This is a genomic window from Actinomycetospora sp. ABD4_176 (assembly GCF_056311855.1).
The window spans coordinates 5,721,933-5,741,234 of sequence record NZ_CM149974.1 but is presented as its reverse complement, the minus strand read 5'-3'; the positions used below and the strand labels follow the sequence as shown (position 1 = coordinate 5,741,234).

The window sequence follows — 19,302 nt, the reverse complement described above, 5'->3', positions numbered from 1 at the left end:
ATGACCGAGCAGTACACCGCGCGCCTGAAGACCCTCGAGACCGAGGTCGCCTGCGGCGCCGACCAGAGCATCCTCGACGCGTTCCTGCGCGCCAACACCTGGCTGCCCCACGGCTGCAGCCAGGGCACCTGCGGCAGCTGCAAGATGCACGTCCTCGAGGGCGAGATCGACCACCGCGGGTCGTCGGACTTCATCCTCACCGGCCAGGAGCGCACCGAGGGTCTCGCTCTGGCCTGCCAGGCGACCCCGGCGAGCGACCTGCTCGTCGAACCGGTCGCGGACGTCGCCGACGACGGCGTGGTCCGCCACCCGCTGCGCGACGTCCACGGCACCGTCTCCGTGCTCGACGACATCGCGCGCGAGACCCGCCGCCTGGTGATCGACCTCGACGAGCCGATGCCGTTCACCGCCGGCCAGTACGTCGAGCTGCTGGTGCCCGGCACCGACATCCGCCGCCAGTACTCCATGGCCAACGCGCCCTCCGACACCGCGGCGCTCGAGCTGCACGTCCGGCGCACCGAGGGCGGCGCCGCAACCGCTGGCTGGATCTTCGCGCACCTGGCGGTCGGGGACCGGGTCGAGGTCCGGGGGCCGATGGGCGTGTTCGGCGTCGGCAAGCCCCAGGACGAACCCGCGATCCTGGTCGCGGGCGGGACCGGTCTGGCGCCGATGAAGTCGATCGTCCACGCGGCGCTCGCCGAGGACCTGGTGCCCGAGCTGTGGCTCTACCACGGCGGGCGCACCTCCGAGGATCTCTACGACGTCGAGCTCTTCACCCGCCTCGACGCCGAGCACCCGCACTTCCACTACCGCCCGGTCCTCTCCGAGCAGGAGTGGGAGGGGGCGGCCGGCATGGTGACCGACGCGGTCCTCGAGGACTTCTCCACCTGCAAGGGATACGCCGGCTACCTCTGCGGCCCGCCGGCCATGGTCGAGGCCGGACGCAAGGTCTTCAAGCGTCGCCGTATGGCGCCGCGGTTGATCCACCAGGAGGAGTTCACCGACGCCTCCGACCTCGCTGCCGGGTAGCCGTCGCGGCGGAGGAGACCGGGCAGCCGGGTGGTGGCCACCAGCGCGACGAGCGTGAGGGCGAGCGCGCTGACGGCCATCACCGGCACGGCCACGGTCAGGGGGACCACCATCGTGATGAGACCGGTGAGGAGGGTCGGGAGGGCGGCGCCGAGGTAGAAGGCGACGTAGACCGCAGCGGTGACACCGCTGGCTCGATGCGCGGGCACGACCTCGCTCACCATCTGCGCGGCGCCGGTGTAGAGCAGTCCGTGGGCCAGTCCGCCGACCCCGCACGCGAGCAGCATCGCAGCCGGCGAGACCGTGCCGGAGGCCAGCGTGCCCAGCGGTACGACCATGGCGAGGAGACCCACGAGCTGGGCGCGTCGCGGCCCGAGACGCCGCAGTGCGGGTGTCGCGAGCGCCGAAGCGGCGAGCAGCGCCCCCGCGACGCCGCCGGAGACGGCCGGGCTGCCCGTACCCGACGCCCGCTCGACGAGTGACGAGAGCAGGCCGAGGAACAGGCCGACCACCGTCCACCCCAGGAAGCCGTTGCCCGCGGTGACCAGCAGCACGCGTCGCGTCGCCCGGTCCAGGGCGACGGGCGAGGCGACCGCCGCGTCCTCCCCCACCTCGCCGTCCCTCGGATCCGTGTCGCGGCTCGCGGTCTGACGCGGCTGGTGCACGACCGCGTCCCGCACCGAGCCGAGCCCCGCGAACACGATCGCGAGCAGGACCAGGTGCACCAGGAAGGGCAGGACCGAGGGCGCCGGTGCGTACTGGGCGAGCACGCCGGTGACCGCGGGCCCGGCCGCCGAGCCGAGCAGGAACGCCACGGCTCCCGCCCCGACGGTGCGCGCGCCGGGGACCGTGCGGGTGGTCAGCGCCATCCCCACGCCGGTGACGGCGCCGAGCGCGAGGCCGTAGGCGATGCGGCCGGCCACGAGCCAGGCCGGGCTGGTCGCGACGGCGAGGCACACGGTCCCCGCCGCGGCGGCGGCGACGCCGGCGCGCAGGACCCGTCGTGGCGGGAGCCGGTCACCGAGAGGCCCGAGCAGCAGCAGGGCCGGCACGCTGACCAGCCCGTACACCGCGTACACCGTGGTCATCGTCAGGTCGCTGAACCCGAACGTCTGCTGGTAGTGCGGGTAGAGCGGGCTGGGCATGTTGGCGCCCGCCGCGAGGAGCACGAGCACCCCGAGGACCCAGGGCCGGGTCGCCCGGGGCGAGAGTGCGGCGGGGCCGGACGGACGGAGGGCCGCGGGAGAGGTCATCAGGGGCACGCAATCGACGGTGCACCTGGTGATGTTTCACCGCCATCACAGAGATTTGCAGCCAGTATGTAGCACGTCTACATGATCGGATCGTGGCGCCTCCGCCGCAGGTCGCCGCCGACGTCGCACTCGGGAACGCCCGGTCAGGGCGGCTGCCCCCGTGCGCCGGGTCACGCGGTCGACCGGCTCCCGACCGCGTGGGGCGGCGACGGGCGTCGGAGTCCCAGGTGGTCCCGCAGCGTGGTGCCCGCGTAGTCCTCCCGGAACAGACCGCGCGAACGCAGCACGGGCAGGACGCCGCCGGCGAAGTCGTCGAACCCCGACGGCAGGTGGGAGGACGCCACGAGGAAGCCGTCGACGGCACCCGCCGCGTGCCACTCCTGGAGCGAGTCGGCCACGGTCTCGGGCGTCCCCACGAGGGTGCGGTGTCCGTAGGAACCGACGACGGACCGGTAGAGCTGACGGATCGTCAGCCCCTCCGAGCGGGCCATGCGCACGATCAGGTCCTGGCGGCTGCGGTACGAGTTGGTCGTCGGGATGTCGTCCGGGAGGGGCCCGTCGAGGTCGTGGCCCGAGAGGTCGAAGCCCAGGAGCTGCGAGAGTCGTGCGAGCCCGACCTCGGGGTGGATCAGCTCCTGGAGCTCGTCGTGCTTGCGCCGGGCCTCGTCCATCGTGCCGCCGATGACGGGGTTGATCCCTGCGACGACCAACAGATCGGCCTCGTCGCGCCCGTGCTCGACGGCCCGCCGCTTGACGTCCGCGGCGAAGGAGACGGCGGCGCCCAGCTCGCGCTGGGCGGTGAAGACCACCTCGCCGATGGCACCGGCCAGTTGCCGCCCGGGCTCGGAGGCTCCCGACTGGACGATGACCGGGTGTCCCTGGGGTGACCGCACGACGTTCAGGGGTCCGGCGACGCGGAAGTGCTCGCCCTCGTGGTGGAGCCGCCGCAGGCCCGACGGGTCGAAATAACGTCCGGAGGCCTTGTCGAGCACGAACGCATCGTCGGTCCAGCTGTCCCACAGACCGGCGGTCACCTCGCAGAACTCCCGCGCCCGGTCGTAGCGGTTGTCGTAGGTCGCATGTTCGGAGAGGTGGAAGTTCCTCGCCTCGGCCTCGACGTAGGAGGTCACCACGTTCCAGCCCACGCGCCCCCCGCTGAGGTTGTCGATGGAGGCGAGCTTGCGCGCGAGGTGGTACGGCTCGTTGTAGGTCGTCGTCGCGGTGGCGACGAGCCCGATCCGCTCGGTCGTCACCGCGAGGGCGGAGAGCAGGGTGAGCGGCTCGAAGCGGTGGACGACGGGGTCGCGGCTGAGGACGTCGTCGCTCGCGTCGGGCAGGCACAGCTCGTCGGGGAGGAACACGAAGTCGATCTTCTCGGCCTCGGCCCGTCGCGTGATGTCGCGGAGATCGGCGAACGTCGCCCCGGCGTGGGAGAGCGCGTCGGGGTGGCGCCACCCGGCGATGTGCACGGTGGAGGGGGCGAGGACGACGCCGAGGTGCATCGGACGGGATCGGTCGAGCGTCACGTTCGCCTCCGGATCGCACAGCAGCTCTCCGCGTCAACGTAACAGTCGTTCCAAGAACTGCTCGCGGTCACCGCTCGAGGGCCGCAGCGAGCAGGTCGAGGGCGTCGTCGACGCGCCGGATGTTCTCGGTGTCCTCCGAGCCGCCCGCGTCCTCCCCCGTACTCAGGTGATCGACGATCAGACCTGTGAGCGCCGCGAGCATCAGCGACGCCAGACGTTCGGCCTCCCGCCGGCCACGACCCTCGGCCACGAGCCACTCGGTGAAGTAGTGCACCCAGAACAGCAGGAGGTCCCGGCGGCGCTCGGGCGACACCGTCGCCGTGTCCGAGGTGAGCATCGCCTCCAGGTTCAGCCGGGGGAAGGCGAGTCGCTCGGGCTCCTCGCGCCACCACGCCCACAGCTCGCGCACCGCGTCCGCCACGGGGAGCTCCGGCCGGCGGGTCCGCAGGTCGGTCAACATGTCGAGGGTCGCGGAACGCGCACGAGCCAGCGCCGCGTCGATGAGCCCGTCCCGGGAGCCGAACTGGTAAGAGATGGTGTTCGTGCTCACGCCCAGGTAGGCGGCGAGCTTGCGCATCGACAGGCCGACCAGCCCGTGCCGGGCGAGGAAGGCGACCGCGAGATCGAGCACCTCGTCCGCGCGGCGCGGGTCCACCGGTCGGCCCATCGACCACCTTCCCGATCGTCGCCCGGAGCGTAGGCCACCACCGCGACGGGCGATCGGTGCGGCGACGGCGATCCGATGCGAGTCCGCGTGTTCAGCGACGACCCGAGACCGGCGCCAATGCGGTGTAGCTTCGCTACATGATCGATTCGCGCCTGCGGACCCTGCAGCTCGTCGCGCACCACGGCTCCGTGACCGCGGCGGCGCGGGCGCTGCACTTCACGCCGTCGGCGATCTCGCAGCAGCTGCGCAGCCTCGCCGAGGAGTTCGGTGTCACCCTCGTCGAGCAGGTCGGCCGCCGGATGGAGCCGACCGCCGCCGGCCACGTCCTGCTGCGGCACGCCGACGTCCTGCACGCCCAGTCCGAGCGGGCCCGGGCCGAGCTCACGGCCGTCGAGGACGCCGCGGGGTCGATCGGGCTGTGCGGGTTCTCCACGGCCGCGACCACCGTGCTGGCCCCGACCGCCGCCTCCCTGCGCGACCGCTTCCCCGGCCTGGCGATCCAGGTCGTGGAGGCCGAACCCGCCCGCTGCGTGGACCTGCTGCTCGCCGGCGATTGCGACCTCGCGCTGCTGGTCGTCGACGACCGGGTCCCGCCCGAGACCGACATCCGCTTCGAGCAGCGCCCGGTGCTCGACGACCCCATCGACCTCGCGGTCCCCGTCGGCCACCGGCTCACCGCCCGTTCCCGGGTCACGCTGCGGGATGCGGCGTCGGAGCCGTGGATCCTCGGCCGGCCCGACGGCGCCTACCACCGCCTGGCCCTCGCCGCGTGCCAGGCCGCGGGTTTCCGGCCCACGGTCGCCCACTACTCCGACGAGTGGAGCACCGGCGCCGCCCTCGTCGCCCACGGCCTGGGGATCTTCATGATCCCCCGTCTCGCGACGCTGCACCGCGACGACGTGGTCCGGCTGCGGCTCGCCGGCCCCAGCGCGCCGGTGCGCCGCATCGTCGCGCTGACCCGCGCGGGCACGGCCGAGAGGCCGACCGTCGCCCACGCGCTGCACGCCATCGACGAGATCGCCGCGGAGGCCCTGCAGGGCTGAGGCCGCCGGTGTGGTGGGCGGACCCGGATGGCACCGTGGCAGCGCATCGCCGGGAGGGAGGGCCCATGACGCTGGAAGGCAGACTCGCGCTGGTGACCGGAGGTGGCGAGGGCATCGGCCGCGGCGTCACCGAGCGGTTCCTGGACGCGGGCGCCCAGGTGGCGGTCCTCCAGCGCCGGCCCCTCGCCGCGGACCTCGGCGGGCGGGCTGGCGTCGTCGGCGTCCGGGCCGACCTGACCGACCCATCGAGCCTCCGCGACACCGTGGACCGTGCCGCCGAGCTGCTCGGCGGCCTCGACATCGTGGTCAACAACGCCGGAACGATGCTCGAGCGCAGCATCGACGCGATCACCGCCGAGGAGTGGGACCGCATGGTCGCGCTCAACCTGCGCGCCCCGCTGTTCCTCGTCCAGGCCGCGCTGCCCCACCTGCGCGCTCGCGGCGGCGGCAGCATCGTCAACATCGGATCCATCGAGGGGCGGGCGGCCAACCCCGAGCACGCGGCCTACAGCGCGACGAAAGCCGGCCTGCACGGCATGACCCGCGCCATGGCCGTCGACCTGGGCCGCGACGGCATCCGCTGCAACGCGATCGCCCCCGGATGGATCGACACCGACCTCAGCGAGTACTACCTCGCCGCCCACCCCGACCCCGGCGCGGCCCGGCGGGCCCTCACCGGCCTCCACCCGGTGGGGCGCACCGGCCGGCCGACCGACGTCGGCGACCTCGCGGTGTACCTCGCCGGCGACGGCGCGGCGTTCCTCACCGGCGAGGTCGTGGTCCTCGACGGCGGCCGGACCGCCCGGCTCTCCCTGCCGTCATGACGGCCGGGACCGTGCGACTCACCGGTGGACAGATGATCGTCGAGCACCTGGTCCGGGAAGGCGTGGAGCACGTCTTCACCATCCCCGGGCACGGCAACACCGCGCTGCTCGACGCGTTCGTCGGGCGCGGCGACATCAGCGTCATCCCGGCGATGCACGAGCAGGGCGCGGTGCACATGGCCGCCGCCCGGTACCGCGCGACGGGCCGGCTCGCCGCCGCGTGCGTGTCGATCGGACCCGGCGCGACCAACACCCTGACCGCGCTGGCCGGCTCCTTCGTCGACTCGGTGCCCTTGCTGCTGCTCACCGGCGGCGTCCACACCTACCTCGTCGGGCGGGGCACCTTCCAGGAGATCGACCGGCCGCACGGGGCGAACTTCCCGCGCATGGCCGAGCCGGTCGTGAAGCGCTGGTGGCAGCCCCAGCGCGCCGACGAGCTCCCCGCCGTCCTCGCGCGGGCGTTCACGACGATGACCGAGGGCCGCCCCGGCCCGGTGCTCATCGACGTTCCCCAGGACGTCCAGGCCGAGAGCGCCGAGTGGCGCCCGCCGCCCACGACGACGGTGCCGTCGCGGCCACGCGGCGAGCACGCCGCGATCGTGGCGGCGGCGGAGCTGCTCGCCGCGGCCCGGCGTCCCGTCGTCCTCGCCGGCGGCGGCGTGATCGCCGCGTCGGCCACCGAGGCACTGCGGGCGGTGGCCGAGCACCTCGGCGCCCCGGTGGTGCACACCTACCAGGGCAAAGGGGCTCTCCCCGCCGACCACGACCTCGAGGCCGGCGGGTGCGGCGACATCGGCACCGACGCCGGCAACGCGATGACCCGCACCGCGGACGTCCTGCTCGCGGTCGGCTGCCGCTTCACCGACCGGATCGCCTCGTCCTACCGGCCCGGGGTGACCTTCGCGATCCCCGAGGTCACGCGGCTCGTGCAGATCGACATCGACGGCACCGAGATCGGCAAGAACTATCCCGCCGAGATCGGGATCCACGGCGACGCCCGCCTGGCGCTCGAGGACCTGGCCCGGGAGCTCGCCGGGCGCGCGGGAGCGGGCGTCGACCGGGTTCCCGAGCTGCGGGAGCTGCGCGCCGGCTGGGAGTCGCGGCTCGCCCCGGCGCGCACCACCGAGCACCGCCCGTCGACCGTCTCGCGTGTGTTGGTCGAGGTGCGCGCGGCCCTTCCCCGGGAGGCCGTCCTGGTCACCGACACCGGGTACTGCGCCGATCAGGCCTTCTCCGAGTTCCCGGTCTACGAGCCCCGGACCACCATCGTCTCCGGGGGCATGTCGGAGATGGGCTTCGCGATCCCCACCGCGATCGGTGTGCGGCTGGCCCGCCCCGACGTGCCCGTCCTCGCGCTCGTCGGCGACGGCAGCGTGCTGCAGAGCGGCACCGAGCTCGCCGTGGCCGCGGCGCTCGACCTACCGCTCGTGGTCCTGGCCTGCAACAACGCCGGATGGACGTCGGTGCGCGACAGCCAGCTCGCGCTGCACGGGCCCGACCGCGCCCTCGCCACCGACTTCCGCCACCTCGGCCCCCGGCCCTACGCCGCCGACCTCGCCGGGTTGGCGCGCTCGCTCGGCGCCGGCGCCGAGCGGATCGAGGACCCCGACGCGATCGGTCCCGCCCTGCGCCGCGCCCTGCGCGCCGACGGGCCGGTGCTGCTCGAGGTCGCCACGACCTCCGACCCCGAGCACACCGCGATGGTGCAGACCGGCTGGTGGGACGTCACCGTGCCCGAGTACCTCACCGCGGCGCGCGCCCGGTACACGCACCGCCGAGGGTTCTGAGAGCCGCGTCCACGCGGCGGGCACAGCGCCGGACGCGGTGTGGATCGTCGACACAGGAAGGCCTCGAGCAGGCCTGCAGAACGAACACGGCCCGTGGGCCCAGGGCCCTGCCGGCGTTCAGCAGGTGAACACGCTGACTACACTCGTCGGGCGCCGAGGCGTACGTACACCGGCGCCGTGGTCGAGAGAAGGGCAGCATGGGCGACTCTGCCGAGGCTGGCGAGCAGCCCGAGTCGAGCAACCGCTCGGTGCGGAAGGCCGTCCGGCTCCTCCGCGAGCTCGCGAACCACCCGCGGTCGGGGGCTACGGCGACGGCTCTGGCGCGGGCCACCGGGCTGACCCGGCCGACGACGTTCCGCCTGCTCCACAGCCTGCAGCAGGAAGGCCTCGTCGAGCGCCTCGACACCACCTATGTCCTCGGCTGGGAGCTCGCCCGCCTCGGACGGCACGCCGACCCCTACGCCGGCCTCGTCGCCCGCGCCCAACCGCTGCTGGAGGGACTCGCGGAGAAGTTCGACGAGTCGGTCACCCTCTCGGTGCCGAACCCGCAGGGCGGCATCGACCTCGTCGCCGAGGCGTCGGGCTCGCGGGTCGTCGGGGTCATCGCCCGCAACATGATCGGCGAGCGCTACCCCCTCCACGCGAGCTCGACGGGCAAGGTGCTGCTCGCCGAGCAGGAGCCCAGATCGGTCGTCCGAGCGCTGCCCGAGACGCTCGAGGCGTTCACGCCCAGCACGATCGTCGACCGTGAGGTCCTGCAGAGAGAGCTCGCGCAGGTGCGGGAGCAGGGCTTCGCCATCATCGACAACGAGCTCGAGGACGGCCTGCTCGCCCTGTCGCGCCCCGTCCGCGACGGCGCGGGCGCCCTCGTGGCAGTGCTGACCCTGAACGGGCCGCGGAACCGCTTCGGGCGCGAGCAGATTCCCGAGGCGCTCTTCGAGATGCAGAAGACCGTCGACGAACTCACCGCTCAGCTCTGGAGCGGGCGCGACACCTGAGTCGCGCCGACACCCAGGCCACCTCCTCCACGCGCCGGCTCGGACCGACGCGTACTTCGTTTTGTGAACGAACCGTCCAACTGGTGAACGATCTGTCGGCCGCAGGATGGCACCGTCGTAGAGCCGTGGTCAATGCAAGCTCCTCTCACTCTTGCGGCTTCACGGCCCTTGACGGCGTCGACCGTGGCATCGCACCCTGTTTGTGCTCACATACTGAACATATCGTTCAATCGCTGCCGCCCGTTCCGTCCCGCCCTGAAAGGAAGACCGATCGTGTCCGACCGGATGCGGCTCTTCGCCTTCGACTTCGGCGCCCCGGCACACCTCTCGGCCGGCCTCTGGCGTCATGAGCGCGACCGTGGCCACCGCTACACCGACCTGCACTACTGGGCCGACTACGCCCGGATGCTCGAGGCCGGCCGCTTCGACGGCGTCTTCTTCGCCGACAACACCGGCTACCACGACGTCTACGAGGGCAGCCCCGCCTCGGCACTGGCCGACGCCGCTCAGATTCCGCTCGTCGACCCGTTCCTCGTGGTCCCGGCGATGGCGAGCGTGACCGAGAACCTCGGCTTCGGCGTCACGGCCTCGACGGCCTACGAGCACCCGTACGCGCTGGCCCGACGCTTCGCGAGCCTCGACCACCTCACCGGAGGGCGCGCCGGCTGGAACCTCGTCACCTCGTACTCCGCGAGCGCTGCGCGCAACCTGGGCAGCGGTCACCAGGTGCCCCACGACGAGCGCTACGCCATGGCCGCGGAGTACCTGAAGGTGTGCCGCCGGCTGTGGGAGGAGTCATGGGAGGACGGCGCCGCCGTCCATGACGCCGAGCGCGGTGTGTATGCCGACGCCTCCCGGATCCACGACATCGACCATGACGGTGCCTACTTCCGCGTGCCCGGCTTCGCCCAGTGGGAGCCCTCGCGGCAGCGGACACCGGTGATCTTCCAAGCGGGTGGCTCGTCGCAGGGGCGCGCGCTCGCCGCCGCCAGCGCCGAGGGTGTCTTCGTCAACGCGATCACCAAGGGAGCGCTGCGGCGTCAGGTCGACTCCCTCCGGACCCTGGCCGCCGAGCGGGGACGCGACCCGCAGGAGCTCAAGGTGCTCCAGATGCTCAACGTGGTCGTCGCCCCGACCGACGAGCAGGCCCACGCGAAGTACGAGTCGTACCGGCGGCTCGTCAGCTACGCCGGGGCGATGGCCCGCTACAGCGGCTGGGCCGGCCTGGACATGTCCCGGTTCGACCCCGACGTGCCCCTTCGTCACGTCCGCACCGACGCGGGCCAGACCATGATCGACCTCTTCTCCACGATGGACCCGGAGAAGGAGTGGACGCCCCGTGACATCGCCGAGTTCGTGGGCATCGGCGGCGCCGGCCCGACGATCGTCGGCTCGCCGCACACCGTCGCCGACGAGCTGACCGCCTGGAAGGACGAGACCGGCGTCGTCGGCTTCAACCTCGCCCACGCCGTGAAGTTCCAGGACATCGCCGACTTCGTCGAGCTCGTCGTCCCCGAGCTACAGCGCCGCGGCCTCGTCCAGACCGAGTACGCGGGGTCGACCCTGCGCGAGAAGCTCTACGGCCCCGGGGTGGTCCGCCGACGCGACGTACCGGCCTCGCACCGGCCCGCCGACGCCCCCGTCGTCGCGGCCTCCGCCTGATCGCCACACCCCCGGGAGGACGACCCCATGCCCGACCTGGACCTGCACGGAATCCTGGCCGCCGTCCCCACCCCGCTCGGCCCCGACGGCGCGCTCGACCGGTCCGCCGTCGACCCGCTGACCGAGCACCTCGTCGACGGAGGTGTCCGCGGTCTCGTGGTCGGCGGGAGCACCGGCGAGTTCACCGCCCTGGACTCCGACGAGCGCACGCTCCTCACCGAGACGTTCGTGGCCGCGACCCGCGGACGGGTCCCCGTGATCGCCGGGACCGGCGCGCCGACGACCGCGGCCGCCGTCGAGCTCAGCGTGCACGCCGCGAAGGCCGGGGCGGCGGGCGTGATGGTCGCGCCGCCGTACTACGAGAAGCCGACGTTCGACGAGCTCGTGACCCACGTGCACGCGATCGTGGAGTCGGTCGACGTGCCGGTCACCTACTACCACATGCCCTCGTTGACCGGCGTCGAGATCACCGCCGCCCAGCTCGTCGAGCTGGTGCAACGCTCCGGCGTGGCGTCGGTGAAGGACAGCAGCGGGGACATCACCGTCCTGACCCACCTCCAGCACCATCCCGACGTCGGCGCGGTGCTCAACGGATGGGACAGCCTGACCCTCTCGGCCTTCGCCGGCGGGGCCCCGGCCGCGGTGTGGGGCCTGGCCAGCGTCCTGCCCCGGCAGTGCGTCGACCTCCACGAGGCCCTCGCGGTCCGCGGTGACCTGGCCGCGGCGCGGTCGCTGTGGGCCGACCTCTTCCCGATCTGCGCGTTCCTGGACACCGTCAACTACATCGCGGCGGTCAAGGCCGGTCTCGAACTCGTCGGCGTCCCCGTCGGTGAGCCCCGCCCTCCGGTCCAGGAGCTGGACGTGTCACACCGCGGACGACTGGCCGACCTCCTGCGCGCGGCCGGCGCCCGGGTGGTGGGGGACTCCCCCGCCCACATCGCACGTCGCGGGACCGACGGGACGCCCGTGCGGCGCGGACGGTCGCTGCTCGATCCGCGGCTGCTGCCGGCGCGCGGGCACGTCATCGACGGAGGAACGAGTCCCGGCGACGGGGACGCCTGGATCGAGGTGGTCGATCCCTGCACCGAGGTCGCCGTGACCGCCGTCGTCGCCGGGACCCCGTCCGACGTCGATCGCGCCGTCGCGGTCGCGCGACGCGCGCAGGCCGGCTGGGGCGCGACCGTACCGAGGGACCGCGCCGCGGCCCTGCACGCCGTCGCCGACCGGCTCGAGCAGCACACCGAGGACCTCGCGGTCCTCGAGTCGGTCAACACGGGCAAGCCACTCGCGGTCTCCCGCGACGACGTCGCCGGCAGCGTCGACACCTTCCGGTTCATGGCCGGCGCGGTCCGGGGCTTCACCACCCAGGGGGCCGGGACCTACGTCGAGGACCACCTGTCGGTGATCCTGCGCGAACCGCTGGGCGTCGTCGGCGTCGTCACGCCCTGGAACTACCCGCTGATGATGGCCGCCTGGAAGATCGCCCCGATCCTCGCCGCCGGCAACGCTCTGGTGATCAAGCCGTCGGAGCAGACGCCGCTGACGACGCTCCGGCTCGCGGAGCTGACCGCCGACCTGCTGCCGCCGGGGGTGCTCAACGTCGTCACCGGTTACGGCCCGGAGGTGGGTGGTCGCCTCGCCGACCACCCCGACGTCGCGATGATCGCGCTCACCGGATCGGTCGCGAGTGGTCGCTCGGTCGCGCGCCGGGCGGCGGAGTCGCTCAAACGCGTGCACCTGGAGCTCGGGGGCAAGGCACCGGTCGTCGTCTTCCCGGACGCCGACCTGGCCGCCGCGGCCGTGTCGCTGCGTGCCGCCGGGTTCTGGAACTCCGGCCAGGGGTGCGGGGCCGACTGCCGGGTCCTGGTGCACGAGGACGTGGCCGCGGAGCTTGTCGACCACCTGGTCCGCGAGGTCGGGACGCTGGTCGTGGGCGAGCCCGGCGCGGGCGAGGACGTCGAGATCGGCCCGCTGGTCTCCCGGGCCCACCACGACCGCGTCGCCGGGTACCTCGAGCGGGCCGCGCGCCAGGGCATCCGGGCGGTACTCGGCGGCACGCCGTCGCCCGGTCCCGGGTGGTTCGTGCCGCCCACGGTCCTCGTCGACGTCCCCGAGGGCGCCGAGTGCGCCCGCGAGGAGATCTTCGGACCGGTCGTGACCGTCGAGACCTTCACCGGCGAGGACGAGGCCGTCCGCCGCGCGAACGCCACCCCGTACGGCCTGGCCGCCTCGGTGTGGACCGACGACGCCCGGCGCAGCCACGACGTCGCGGGCCGGCTGGACTTCGGCACGGTCTGGGTCAACGCCCACCTCGTGCTCTCCAGCGAGGTGCCCTGGGGTGGTTTCAAGGGCTCGGGCTACGGGCGGGACCTGTCGATCTACGCCCTGGACGACTTCTCGCGGACCAAGCACGTCATGCACCACCACGGGCGGCGGGACGGCGTGCGGTAGGCGGCGGGGCGGGGTCGGGGACGCGTCGTCGGGCTAGGCGAAGGAGGCGACGGGGTCACCGAACACGCCCTCGTCGGGGGTGATGCCGAGACCGGGCCCGGTCGGTAGCGGGATGCTCCCTCCCGTCACCCGCACGGGGTGGCTCGAATCGTAGTGGACGTCCATGAAGGGAGCGGCCAGCCAGACCCCCTCGAACAGGCGTGGCTGCACCGTGGCCCCGAGGTGCGTGCACGCTGCAGCGATGATGTCCCCTCCCCACGAGTCGTCGCAGGTGTGGGGCATCGAGCGGGCCTCGCAGACGTCACGCACGGTGGCCGTGGCGCCCAGACCGCCGAGGCGGGTGATCTTGAGTCCGAACCCGTCGCAGACTCCGAGGGAGATGGCTCGGAGCACGTGGCCGAGGGACTCGGTGTTCTCGTCGAGGTAGACCGCGTGGTCCAGTTGCCCGCGGATCGCGGCGATCTCCTCCATGGTGTTGCAGGGCTGCTCGAGGACGAGGGGGATGTCGACGCACTCGCGGTCGATCCGGAGGACGTCACGGGCGGGCAGCGCTCGATTGGCGTCGACGGCCAGCCGGGTGCATCCCGTGGCCTCCCAGACCTTCCGGATCGTCTCGATGTCGGCGTCCACCGGGCGGCCACCGATCTTGACCTGGAGGCGGGGGTAGCCCTCGGCGATCTTCTCCGCGGCGAGGGCGGCCACGTCGTCCGGATCGCCGATCGTGAGGGAGTAGTAGGAGTCGACGCGCTCGCGCGTCACGCCACCGAGCATGTCGCACACCCGCATGTCGTGGGCTCGGCCGAGGAGGTCGTGGACCGCGATGTCGATCGCGGCCTTGGCATAGTGGTGCCCGTCGAGGAGCCCGTCCAGCGCGCGTCGGATCTCCAGGGGACCGGTCACGGCTCGCCCGATGAGGCCCGGCGCCATCTGCGCGAGGGCCGCTCGCGCCCCGAGCGCGTGCGCGGGCGCGTAGGTCGGACCGACCGGGCACGTCTCCCCCCACCCGGCGATGCCCATGTCGGACACGATCCGCACGATCGTCGAGTCCAGTGCCGTGCGGGCGCCGTCAGCCATCCGGTAGACCGTGCCGCTCAACGGCAGATCCACTTGGTAGACGTGGATCTCGGCGATGCGCACGATTCAGAGCTCGAGCTCGAGCCGGTCGCATCCGCGCTCGGCCCGCGAGACGCAGATGAAGATCGTGTTCTGGTCGGCCTTCTCCTCGTCGGTGAGCAGCGAGTCACGGTGCTCGGCGCGACCGGCGAGCAGCGGCGTCTCGCACGAACCGCAGGTGCCCTCGCGGCACGACCAGAGCGCCGCGATCCCGGCCTCTTCCGCCACGGTCAGGATGCTGCGGTCCGGCGGCACGGTCGCGGTGATGCCGCTGCTCGTGAACTCGACCTCGAAGGTCTCACTGCCGGTGTCATCGATCGCCTTCGGCGTGAACCGCTCGACGCGCAGGCTGCCCGGACGCCATCCCGCCGTGATGGCCTCGACGGCGTCGAGCATCGGGGTCGGGCCGCAGGCGTAGACGAGGGTGTCGCTACGAGGGGCCGCGAGGAGCCCGACGAGGTTGAGCAGCCCGACCTCGTCCTGCGGGGCGAGGGTGACCCGGTCGCCGTGGCGGGCGAGCTCGTCGACGAACGCCATCGAGCTCCGGGTGCGCCCGCCGTAGAGCAGCGTCCAGTCCGCGCCCGCCGCCTCGGCAGCCGCGATCATCGGCAGGATCGGGGTGATCCCGATGCCGCCGGCGACGAAGACGTAGCGCGCGGCCGCCTCGAGCGCGAAGTGGTTCCGCGGCTCGCTGATCTGGACGATGTCGCCGTCGTGCAGCTTGTCGAACACGTACTGCGAGCCCCCGCGGCTCGACGGCTCACGCAGGACGCCGAGACGCCAGCGCTGCCGGTCGCCGGGGTCGGAGCACAGCGAGTACTGGCGGACGACGCTGTCCTCGGCGTCGGAGCCGAGCGTGACGTCGACGTGCGCGCCCGGTGCCCAGGTCGGCAGCTCACCCCCGTCGGCCCGGCCGAGGATCAGGGACACCACACCGTCGGCCTCGTCGCGCCGCTCGTGAATGATCAGGTCCATCGTGGTCTCCTCAACGCATCTGGCCGGCGCCGACGTAGGGGTGGGGGCTGGTGAGCAGGTCGCCCTCGGCGAACCGGGAGAGACGGAAATCGGCCGCGGGGACGTCGGCGTCGGAGCTCTGCCCGTCGATGACGAGGTCGGCGACGAGCCGCCCGACCGCCGGGGAGATCTTGTAGCCGTGCCCCGAGAACCCGGCGGCGACGATGAGCCCGTCGAGCTCGGTCCGCGAGATGACCGGGTTGAAGTCCGGCGTGACGTCGTAGCAGCCGGCGTAGCTCCCGGCGATCGCCGGGTTCGCGAGGCCCGGCAGACGGTCGCCGACCTTGTCGACCGTGAGGTCGACGAACGCGTTCGTGGCCCGGTTCGAGTACCGGTCGGGGTCGGCCGGCTCGAGCACCGAGAGGTCGGAGTTGCCGAACAGGAGCTGGTTCGCGCCCTCGGGGCGGATGTACTGGAGGGACACGAGGTCGGAGAACACCGGTACGGGACCGACGTCCTGACCGGGGTCGACGAGCACGATCTGTTCGCGGTGCGGGGTGATGGGCAGCTCGACTCCGTGCGCGGAGAGCAGGGCTACCGACCACGGGCCTGCGGCGAGGACGACGTGCCCTGCTGCGATCGTGCTGCCATCGGCGAGGTCCACGCCGGTGACCCGGTCGTCGGAGGTGCGGATGGCCGTGACGCACGTGCCCTGAAGCAGTCGCGCGCCGGCCCGACGCGCGCCTCCCGCGAAGGCCTGGGCAGTCTGGTAGGCGTCGCCGTAGCCGCCGCGCTCTTCCCACGCGAAGGCCGCGAAGGGCTCGAGGTCGGCGACCGGCCAGAGCTTGCGCACCTCGGTGTGGTCGATGTCCTCAGTACGCACCCCGACGGCGCGCTGGGCGGCCATCGAGGCGTGTAGTGCGTCGACGTTGGCCGGGCCGACCCCGACCACGTACCCGGTCTGGTGAAAGCCGACGTCCGCCCCGAGCACGTCGTGCGCGTTCTCGAACGTCTCGAGGCTGCGGGTCGCCATCGCTGCCAGCGACGAGACGCCGTAGTGGCAGCGCACGACACCCGAGGACTTGCCCGTGCCCCCGGCACCGACCGTGGAGCGCTCGACGATCGTGACGTCGGTGACGCCGGCCTGCGTCAACGCCCACGCGGCCGCGCAGCCCTCCAGCCCGCCGCCCACGACGACGACATCGGCGACGTCCGTACTCACGATGGCTCTCCTTGTCCGGGGGCGCGCCCGACACGGGCGACGACGGTCTTGTGGCGGAGGTAGCTGTCGAGCGCGACGAGCCCGCGCTCCCGTCCGGTGCCGCTGAGCTTCGTCCCACCGAACGGGACGGCCGGGCCGCCGGCGAAGTACTCGTTGATCATCACGTAGCCGGCGTCGACGCGGTCGGCCACGCGCAGCGCGCGGTCGACGTCGCGGGTGTGGATACCGACGCCCAGGCCGTAGTCGGTGCCGTCGGCGAGCGTGATCGCCTGCTCCTCGTCGTCGAACGGCAGCACTGCCAGCACCGGTCCGAAGATTTCTTCTCGGGCGATGCGCATGTTCGGCGTGACGCCGGTGAACACGACGGGCGGCACGAAGTAGCCGCCGTCGGGCACCCGTTGCGGCCGATCGACCCGCGTCGCGCCCTCGACCCGACCGAGCTCGAGGTAGTCGTTGACGCGCAGGTGGTGTGCGGCCGACACCATCGGGCCCAGGTCCGGGTCGTCGATTCCGGGAGCCAGAGTGAGCTCCGACGCTCGGAGCGCGATGCGCTCGGCGAGTTCGTCGTGGACCGATCGTTCGACGAGCAAGCGTGTCCCGGCGTCGCAGTACTGCCCGCTGTTGGCGGTGAAGCCGGTGACCACCTGGCCGGCGACGTCGTCGAGGTCGGTGTCGGCGAAGACGATCTGCGGGGACTTGCCGCCGAGCTCGGTCACGACAGGGGTGATGTGCTCGGCCGCGGCCCGCAACACGGCGCGGCCGGTGACGACGGAACCGGTGAAGGTCAGCGACCCGATGCCGGGGTGGGCGGCCAGCGCGGCGCCCGCCTCGGCGCCGAGCCCGGTCACGACGACGACGGTGTCGGGCGGCAGCCCGGCCGCGAGAGCGAGCTCGGCGAAGCGCAGCGCCGTGAGCGGCGTCTGCTCGGCGGGCTTGACCACCGCGGTGTTGCCGGCCGCGAGCGCCGGGGCGACGCTGCGGCACAGCATCGACAGCGGCGCGTTCCACGGCACGATGTGCGCGGTGACGCCGACCGGCTCGGGCACCGTGTACGCCAGCGACCCCGGGCCCTGCGGGATCGTCGTGCCGTGCTGTTTGTCGGCGGCGCCGGCGTAGTAGTCGAGGTAGGCGACGCAGCCCGCGATCTCGGATCGGGCGAGGGAGAGCGGCTTGCCCGTGTCCCGGGTCTCGAGGCGGGCGAGCTCCTCGCGGGCGCCGTCGAGCTCGGAGGCGAGGTCCCGCAGCATGCGTCCACGGTCGGACGGGGTGCGCCGGCGGGCTCGTCGCGCACCCGCCCGGGCGGCGGCCACCGCACGGTCGATGTCCTCACCATTGCCGCGCGCCACGTGGGCGATCACCTCGCCGGTGGAGGGGTCCTCGACGGCCAGGCTGTCCTGGTCAGTGAGCGTCGCGGTGCTCACGGGTCGGGGAACATACGGGTCATGGTGTCCTCGTCACCCCCGGGCACCCGATCGATCCCGACCATCCGGTCGACGACCATGTTCTGGTAGCGGTGCAGCGGCTCCTCGAAGCGGAAGCACATCCGTCCGCCGCGGTAGGCGGGGTTCTCCAGCCCCTCCTGGACGCGTTCGACGATCTCGAGGTCCTGGCGGTTGACCAGGTCCCAGAACTTGGCCAGCTGCTCCACCCCCTCAGCGGCGGTGTGGTCCCCGCCCGTCCCGTCGAGCGACTCGGGGTGGGCGAGCAGGACCGCGGTCTCGACCGTGCGGTTCGGCGCGACGGGCCGGTTGAACAGCACGAAGGCGTGGTTGGGCAGCACGACCAGCGCGGTGCCGGGGAACAGCCAGACGAACCGGCCGCTGTCGGCGTCCTGCGGGCCGAGGAACGACAGGGGCGCGAGGCCGTCCCAGCCGCCGGCGTCGGTGTTGCGCGACACCGGCGTGGTGCACATGCCGGTGTACTTGCCGGGGCCCTGCCAGCGGTAGTGGTCGGAGAACTTGGAGACCTGGTTGAGCTCGGGGTGGACCCAGGGCAGGTGGTAGTACTCCATGAAGTTCTCGCCGATGAGCTTGTAGTTCGCGGCGACGTCGTAGGTGAGCGTCCGTAGCGTGACCCACTCGTCGAGGCGGTGGTCGGCGAAGCGCTCCGGCAGGTCCCCCAGCTGGGTCACCAGCGGCGCGGGGTCCGGCGACAGGTTGACGAACAGGAACAGGCCCCACGAGTCGACCGCGACCTCGAGCAGTCCGTAGTCGGCGCGGTCGAAGCCCTTGGCCACCGAGGTGTCGAAGATCGGCTCCTGGCCGGCGGGCACGTCGGAGTCCTCGAACAGCGGCGTGCCGAGGCACGTGCCGTCGGTGTCGTAGGTCCAGTTGTGGTACGGGCAGCGGATGCGCCCGCGCTTGCCGACCTCGCGGGCGTCGTTGTCGAGCAGCTTGGTGGCGCGGTGGCGGCACAGGTTGTGGAAGGCGCGCAGCTCGCCGTAACGGTTGCGGGTGACGAAGACCGAGCGTCCGGCGACCTCGACGACGATGCAGGCGCCGGGCTTGGCGACGTCGCTGGTGATGCCCACGGCCACCCACGAGGTCGTGAACAGGCGCTGCTGCTCGAGGGCGAAGAACTCCGGGCTGGTGTAGGCGTCGGGCAGCAGTGTCGAGGCGAGCTCGACGGGCAGCCGCGTGGGCGCGTAGGTGCTCTCCGCGGTGAACAGGGCCGGGTCGACGGGCCGCGCCGGGAGCGCGGCGTACGGGTCGACGCGAGCGGTGCGGCCGGTCGTGGTGTCGCTCGTCATGGCTGTCGGGCTCCTCTCGGTGGT

14 protein-coding genes and 1 pseudogene are annotated in these 19,302 nt (G+C 72.7%); 7 read left to right on the top strand and 8 right to left on the bottom strand.

The features are described 5' to 3' along the window. A complete protein-coding gene (locus tag ACYX4T_RS27810) occupies positions 1 to 1,029 on the top strand; it encodes a 2Fe-2S iron-sulfur cluster-binding protein (protein ID WP_476012440.1) in 1,029 nt (342 codons plus the stop codon). Between the two features lie 152 nt (positions 1,030 to 1,181). Here ACYX4T_RS27810 and ACYX4T_RS27805 read toward each other — a convergent pair. The 3 genes and pseudogenes from ACYX4T_RS27805 to ACYX4T_RS27795 all read right to left on the bottom strand — a co-directional run. Next, positions 1,182 to 2,282, bottom strand: a pseudogene (locus tag ACYX4T_RS27805) (MFS transporter); the annotation flags it as partial. A 170-nt stretch (positions 2,283 to 2,452) separates the two neighbouring features. Then, a complete protein-coding gene (locus tag ACYX4T_RS27800) occupies positions 2,453 to 3,808 on the bottom strand; it encodes an LLM class flavin-dependent oxidoreductase (RefSeq protein ID WP_476012439.1) in 1,356 nt (451 codons plus the stop codon). 67 nt (positions 3,809 to 3,875) lie between these two features. Continuing rightward, a complete protein-coding gene (locus ACYX4T_RS27795) occupies positions 3,876 to 4,475 on the bottom strand; it encodes a TetR family transcriptional regulator (protein WP_476012438.1) in 600 nt (199 codons plus the stop codon). 137 nt (positions 4,476 to 4,612) lie between these two features. On the opposite strand from ACYX4T_RS27795, the gene ACYX4T_RS27790 reads away from it, so the two are divergent. The 6 genes from ACYX4T_RS27790 to ACYX4T_RS27765 all read left to right on the top strand — a co-directional run bounded on the left by ACYX4T_RS27790 (position 4,613) and on the right by ACYX4T_RS27765 (position 13,240). Continuing rightward, positions 4,613 to 5,518 (top strand): LysR family transcriptional regulator, encoded by a 906-nt coding sequence (locus ACYX4T_RS27790; protein WP_476012437.1) that lies wholly within the window; start codon positions 4,613 to 4,615, stop codon positions 5,516 to 5,518. Between the two features lie 65 nt (positions 5,519 to 5,583). Next, on the top strand, positions 5,584 to 6,342 hold the full coding sequence (locus ACYX4T_RS27785; RefSeq protein ID WP_476012436.1) for an SDR family NAD(P)-dependent oxidoreductase: 759 nt from the start codon (positions 5,584 to 5,586) through the stop codon (positions 6,340 to 6,342). After that, entirely contained in the window at positions 6,339 to 8,129 is a 1,791-nt protein-coding gene (locus ACYX4T_RS27780) for a thiamine pyrophosphate-binding protein (protein ID WP_476012435.1), read from the top strand. Before ACYX4T_RS27785 ends, ACYX4T_RS27780 begins: the two co-directional genes overlap by 4 nt. Positions 8,130 to 8,326: 197 nt before the next feature. Then, positions 8,327 to 9,127, top strand: coding sequence for an IclR family transcriptional regulator (locus ACYX4T_RS27775; protein WP_476012434.1), 801 nt, complete (start codon positions 8,327 to 8,329; stop codon positions 9,125 to 9,127). 273 nt (positions 9,128 to 9,400) lie between these two features. Continuing rightward, positions 9,401 to 10,789 (top strand): LLM class flavin-dependent oxidoreductase, encoded by a 1,389-nt coding sequence (locus tag ACYX4T_RS27770; protein ID WP_476012433.1) that lies wholly within the window; start codon positions 9,401 to 9,403, stop codon positions 10,787 to 10,789. A 27-nt stretch (positions 10,790 to 10,816) separates the two neighbouring features. Continuing rightward, complete coding sequence (locus ACYX4T_RS27765; protein ID WP_476012432.1) at positions 10,817 to 13,240, top strand: aldehyde dehydrogenase family protein; 2,424 nt, start codon at positions 10,817 to 10,819, stop codon at positions 13,238 to 13,240. A gap of 33 nt (positions 13,241 to 13,273) precedes the next feature. On the opposite strand, the gene ACYX4T_RS27760 is transcribed toward ACYX4T_RS27765, so the two are convergent. The 5 genes from ACYX4T_RS27760 to ACYX4T_RS27740 form a co-directional block, all read right to left on the bottom strand. Continuing rightward, positions 13,274 to 14,314 carry a mandelate racemase/muconate lactonizing enzyme family protein gene (locus ACYX4T_RS27760; RefSeq protein WP_476012431.1) on the bottom strand — a complete coding sequence of 347 codons (1,041 nt, stop codon included), beginning with the start codon at positions 14,312 to 14,314 and terminating at the stop codon, positions 13,274 to 13,276. A 66-nt stretch (positions 14,315 to 14,380) separates the two neighbouring features. After that, entirely contained in the window at positions 14,381 to 15,328 is a 948-nt protein-coding gene (locus ACYX4T_RS27755) for a PDR/VanB family oxidoreductase (protein WP_476012430.1), read from the bottom strand. A gap of 10 nt (positions 15,329 to 15,338) precedes the next feature. After that, complete coding sequence (locus tag ACYX4T_RS27750) at positions 15,339 to 16,529, bottom strand: NAD(P)/FAD-dependent oxidoreductase (protein WP_476012429.1); 1,191 nt, start codon at positions 16,527 to 16,529, stop codon at positions 15,339 to 15,341. Then, entirely contained in the window at positions 16,526 to 17,950 is a 1,425-nt protein-coding gene (locus ACYX4T_RS27745) for an aldehyde dehydrogenase family protein (RefSeq protein ID WP_476012428.1), read from the bottom strand. Before ACYX4T_RS27745 ends, ACYX4T_RS27750 begins: the two co-directional genes overlap by 4 nt. Further along, positions 17,947 to 19,278: an aromatic ring-hydroxylating oxygenase subunit alpha gene (locus ACYX4T_RS27740; protein WP_476012427.1), complete on the bottom strand. Its 1,332-nt coding sequence runs from the start codon at positions 19,276 to 19,278 to the stop codon at positions 17,947 to 17,949. The genes ACYX4T_RS27745 and ACYX4T_RS27740 overlap by 4 nt, the downstream gene beginning before the upstream one ends. Between the last annotated feature and the right edge of the window lie 24 nt (positions 19,279 to 19,302).

Coding starts and splice junctions, on each gene's coding strand:
- ACYX4T_RS27810 (WP_476012440.1), top strand. CDS start 1: ATGACCGAGCAGTACACCGCGCGCCTGAAGACCCTCGAGACCGAGGTC.
- ACYX4T_RS27795 (WP_476012438.1), bottom strand. CDS start 4,475: ATGGGCCGACCGGTGGACCCGCGCCGCGCGGACGAGGTGCTCGATCTC.
- ACYX4T_RS27790 (WP_476012437.1), top strand. CDS start 4,613: ATGATCGATTCGCGCCTGCGGACCCTGCAGCTCGTCGCGCACCACGGC.
- ACYX4T_RS27785 (WP_476012436.1), top strand. CDS start 5,584: ATGACGCTGGAAGGCAGACTCGCGCTGGTGACCGGAGGTGGCGAGGGC.
- ACYX4T_RS27780 (WP_476012435.1), top strand. CDS start 6,339: ATGACGGCCGGGACCGTGCGACTCACCGGTGGACAGATGATCGTCGAG.
- ACYX4T_RS27775 (WP_476012434.1), top strand. CDS start 8,327: ATGGGCGACTCTGCCGAGGCTGGCGAGCAGCCCGAGTCGAGCAACCGC.
- ACYX4T_RS27765 (WP_476012432.1), top strand. CDS start 10,817: ATGCCCGACCTGGACCTGCACGGAATCCTGGCCGCCGTCCCCACCCCG.
- ACYX4T_RS27760 (WP_476012431.1), bottom strand. CDS start 14,314: ATGGCTGACGGCGCCCGCACGGCACTGGACTCGACGATCGTGCGGATC.
- ACYX4T_RS27755 (WP_476012430.1), bottom strand. CDS start 15,328: ATGGACCTGATCATTCACGAGCGGCGCGACGAGGCCGACGGTGTGGTG.
- ACYX4T_RS27740 (WP_476012427.1), bottom strand. CDS start 19,278: ATGACGAGCGACACCACGACCGGCCGCACCGCTCGCGTCGACCCGTAC.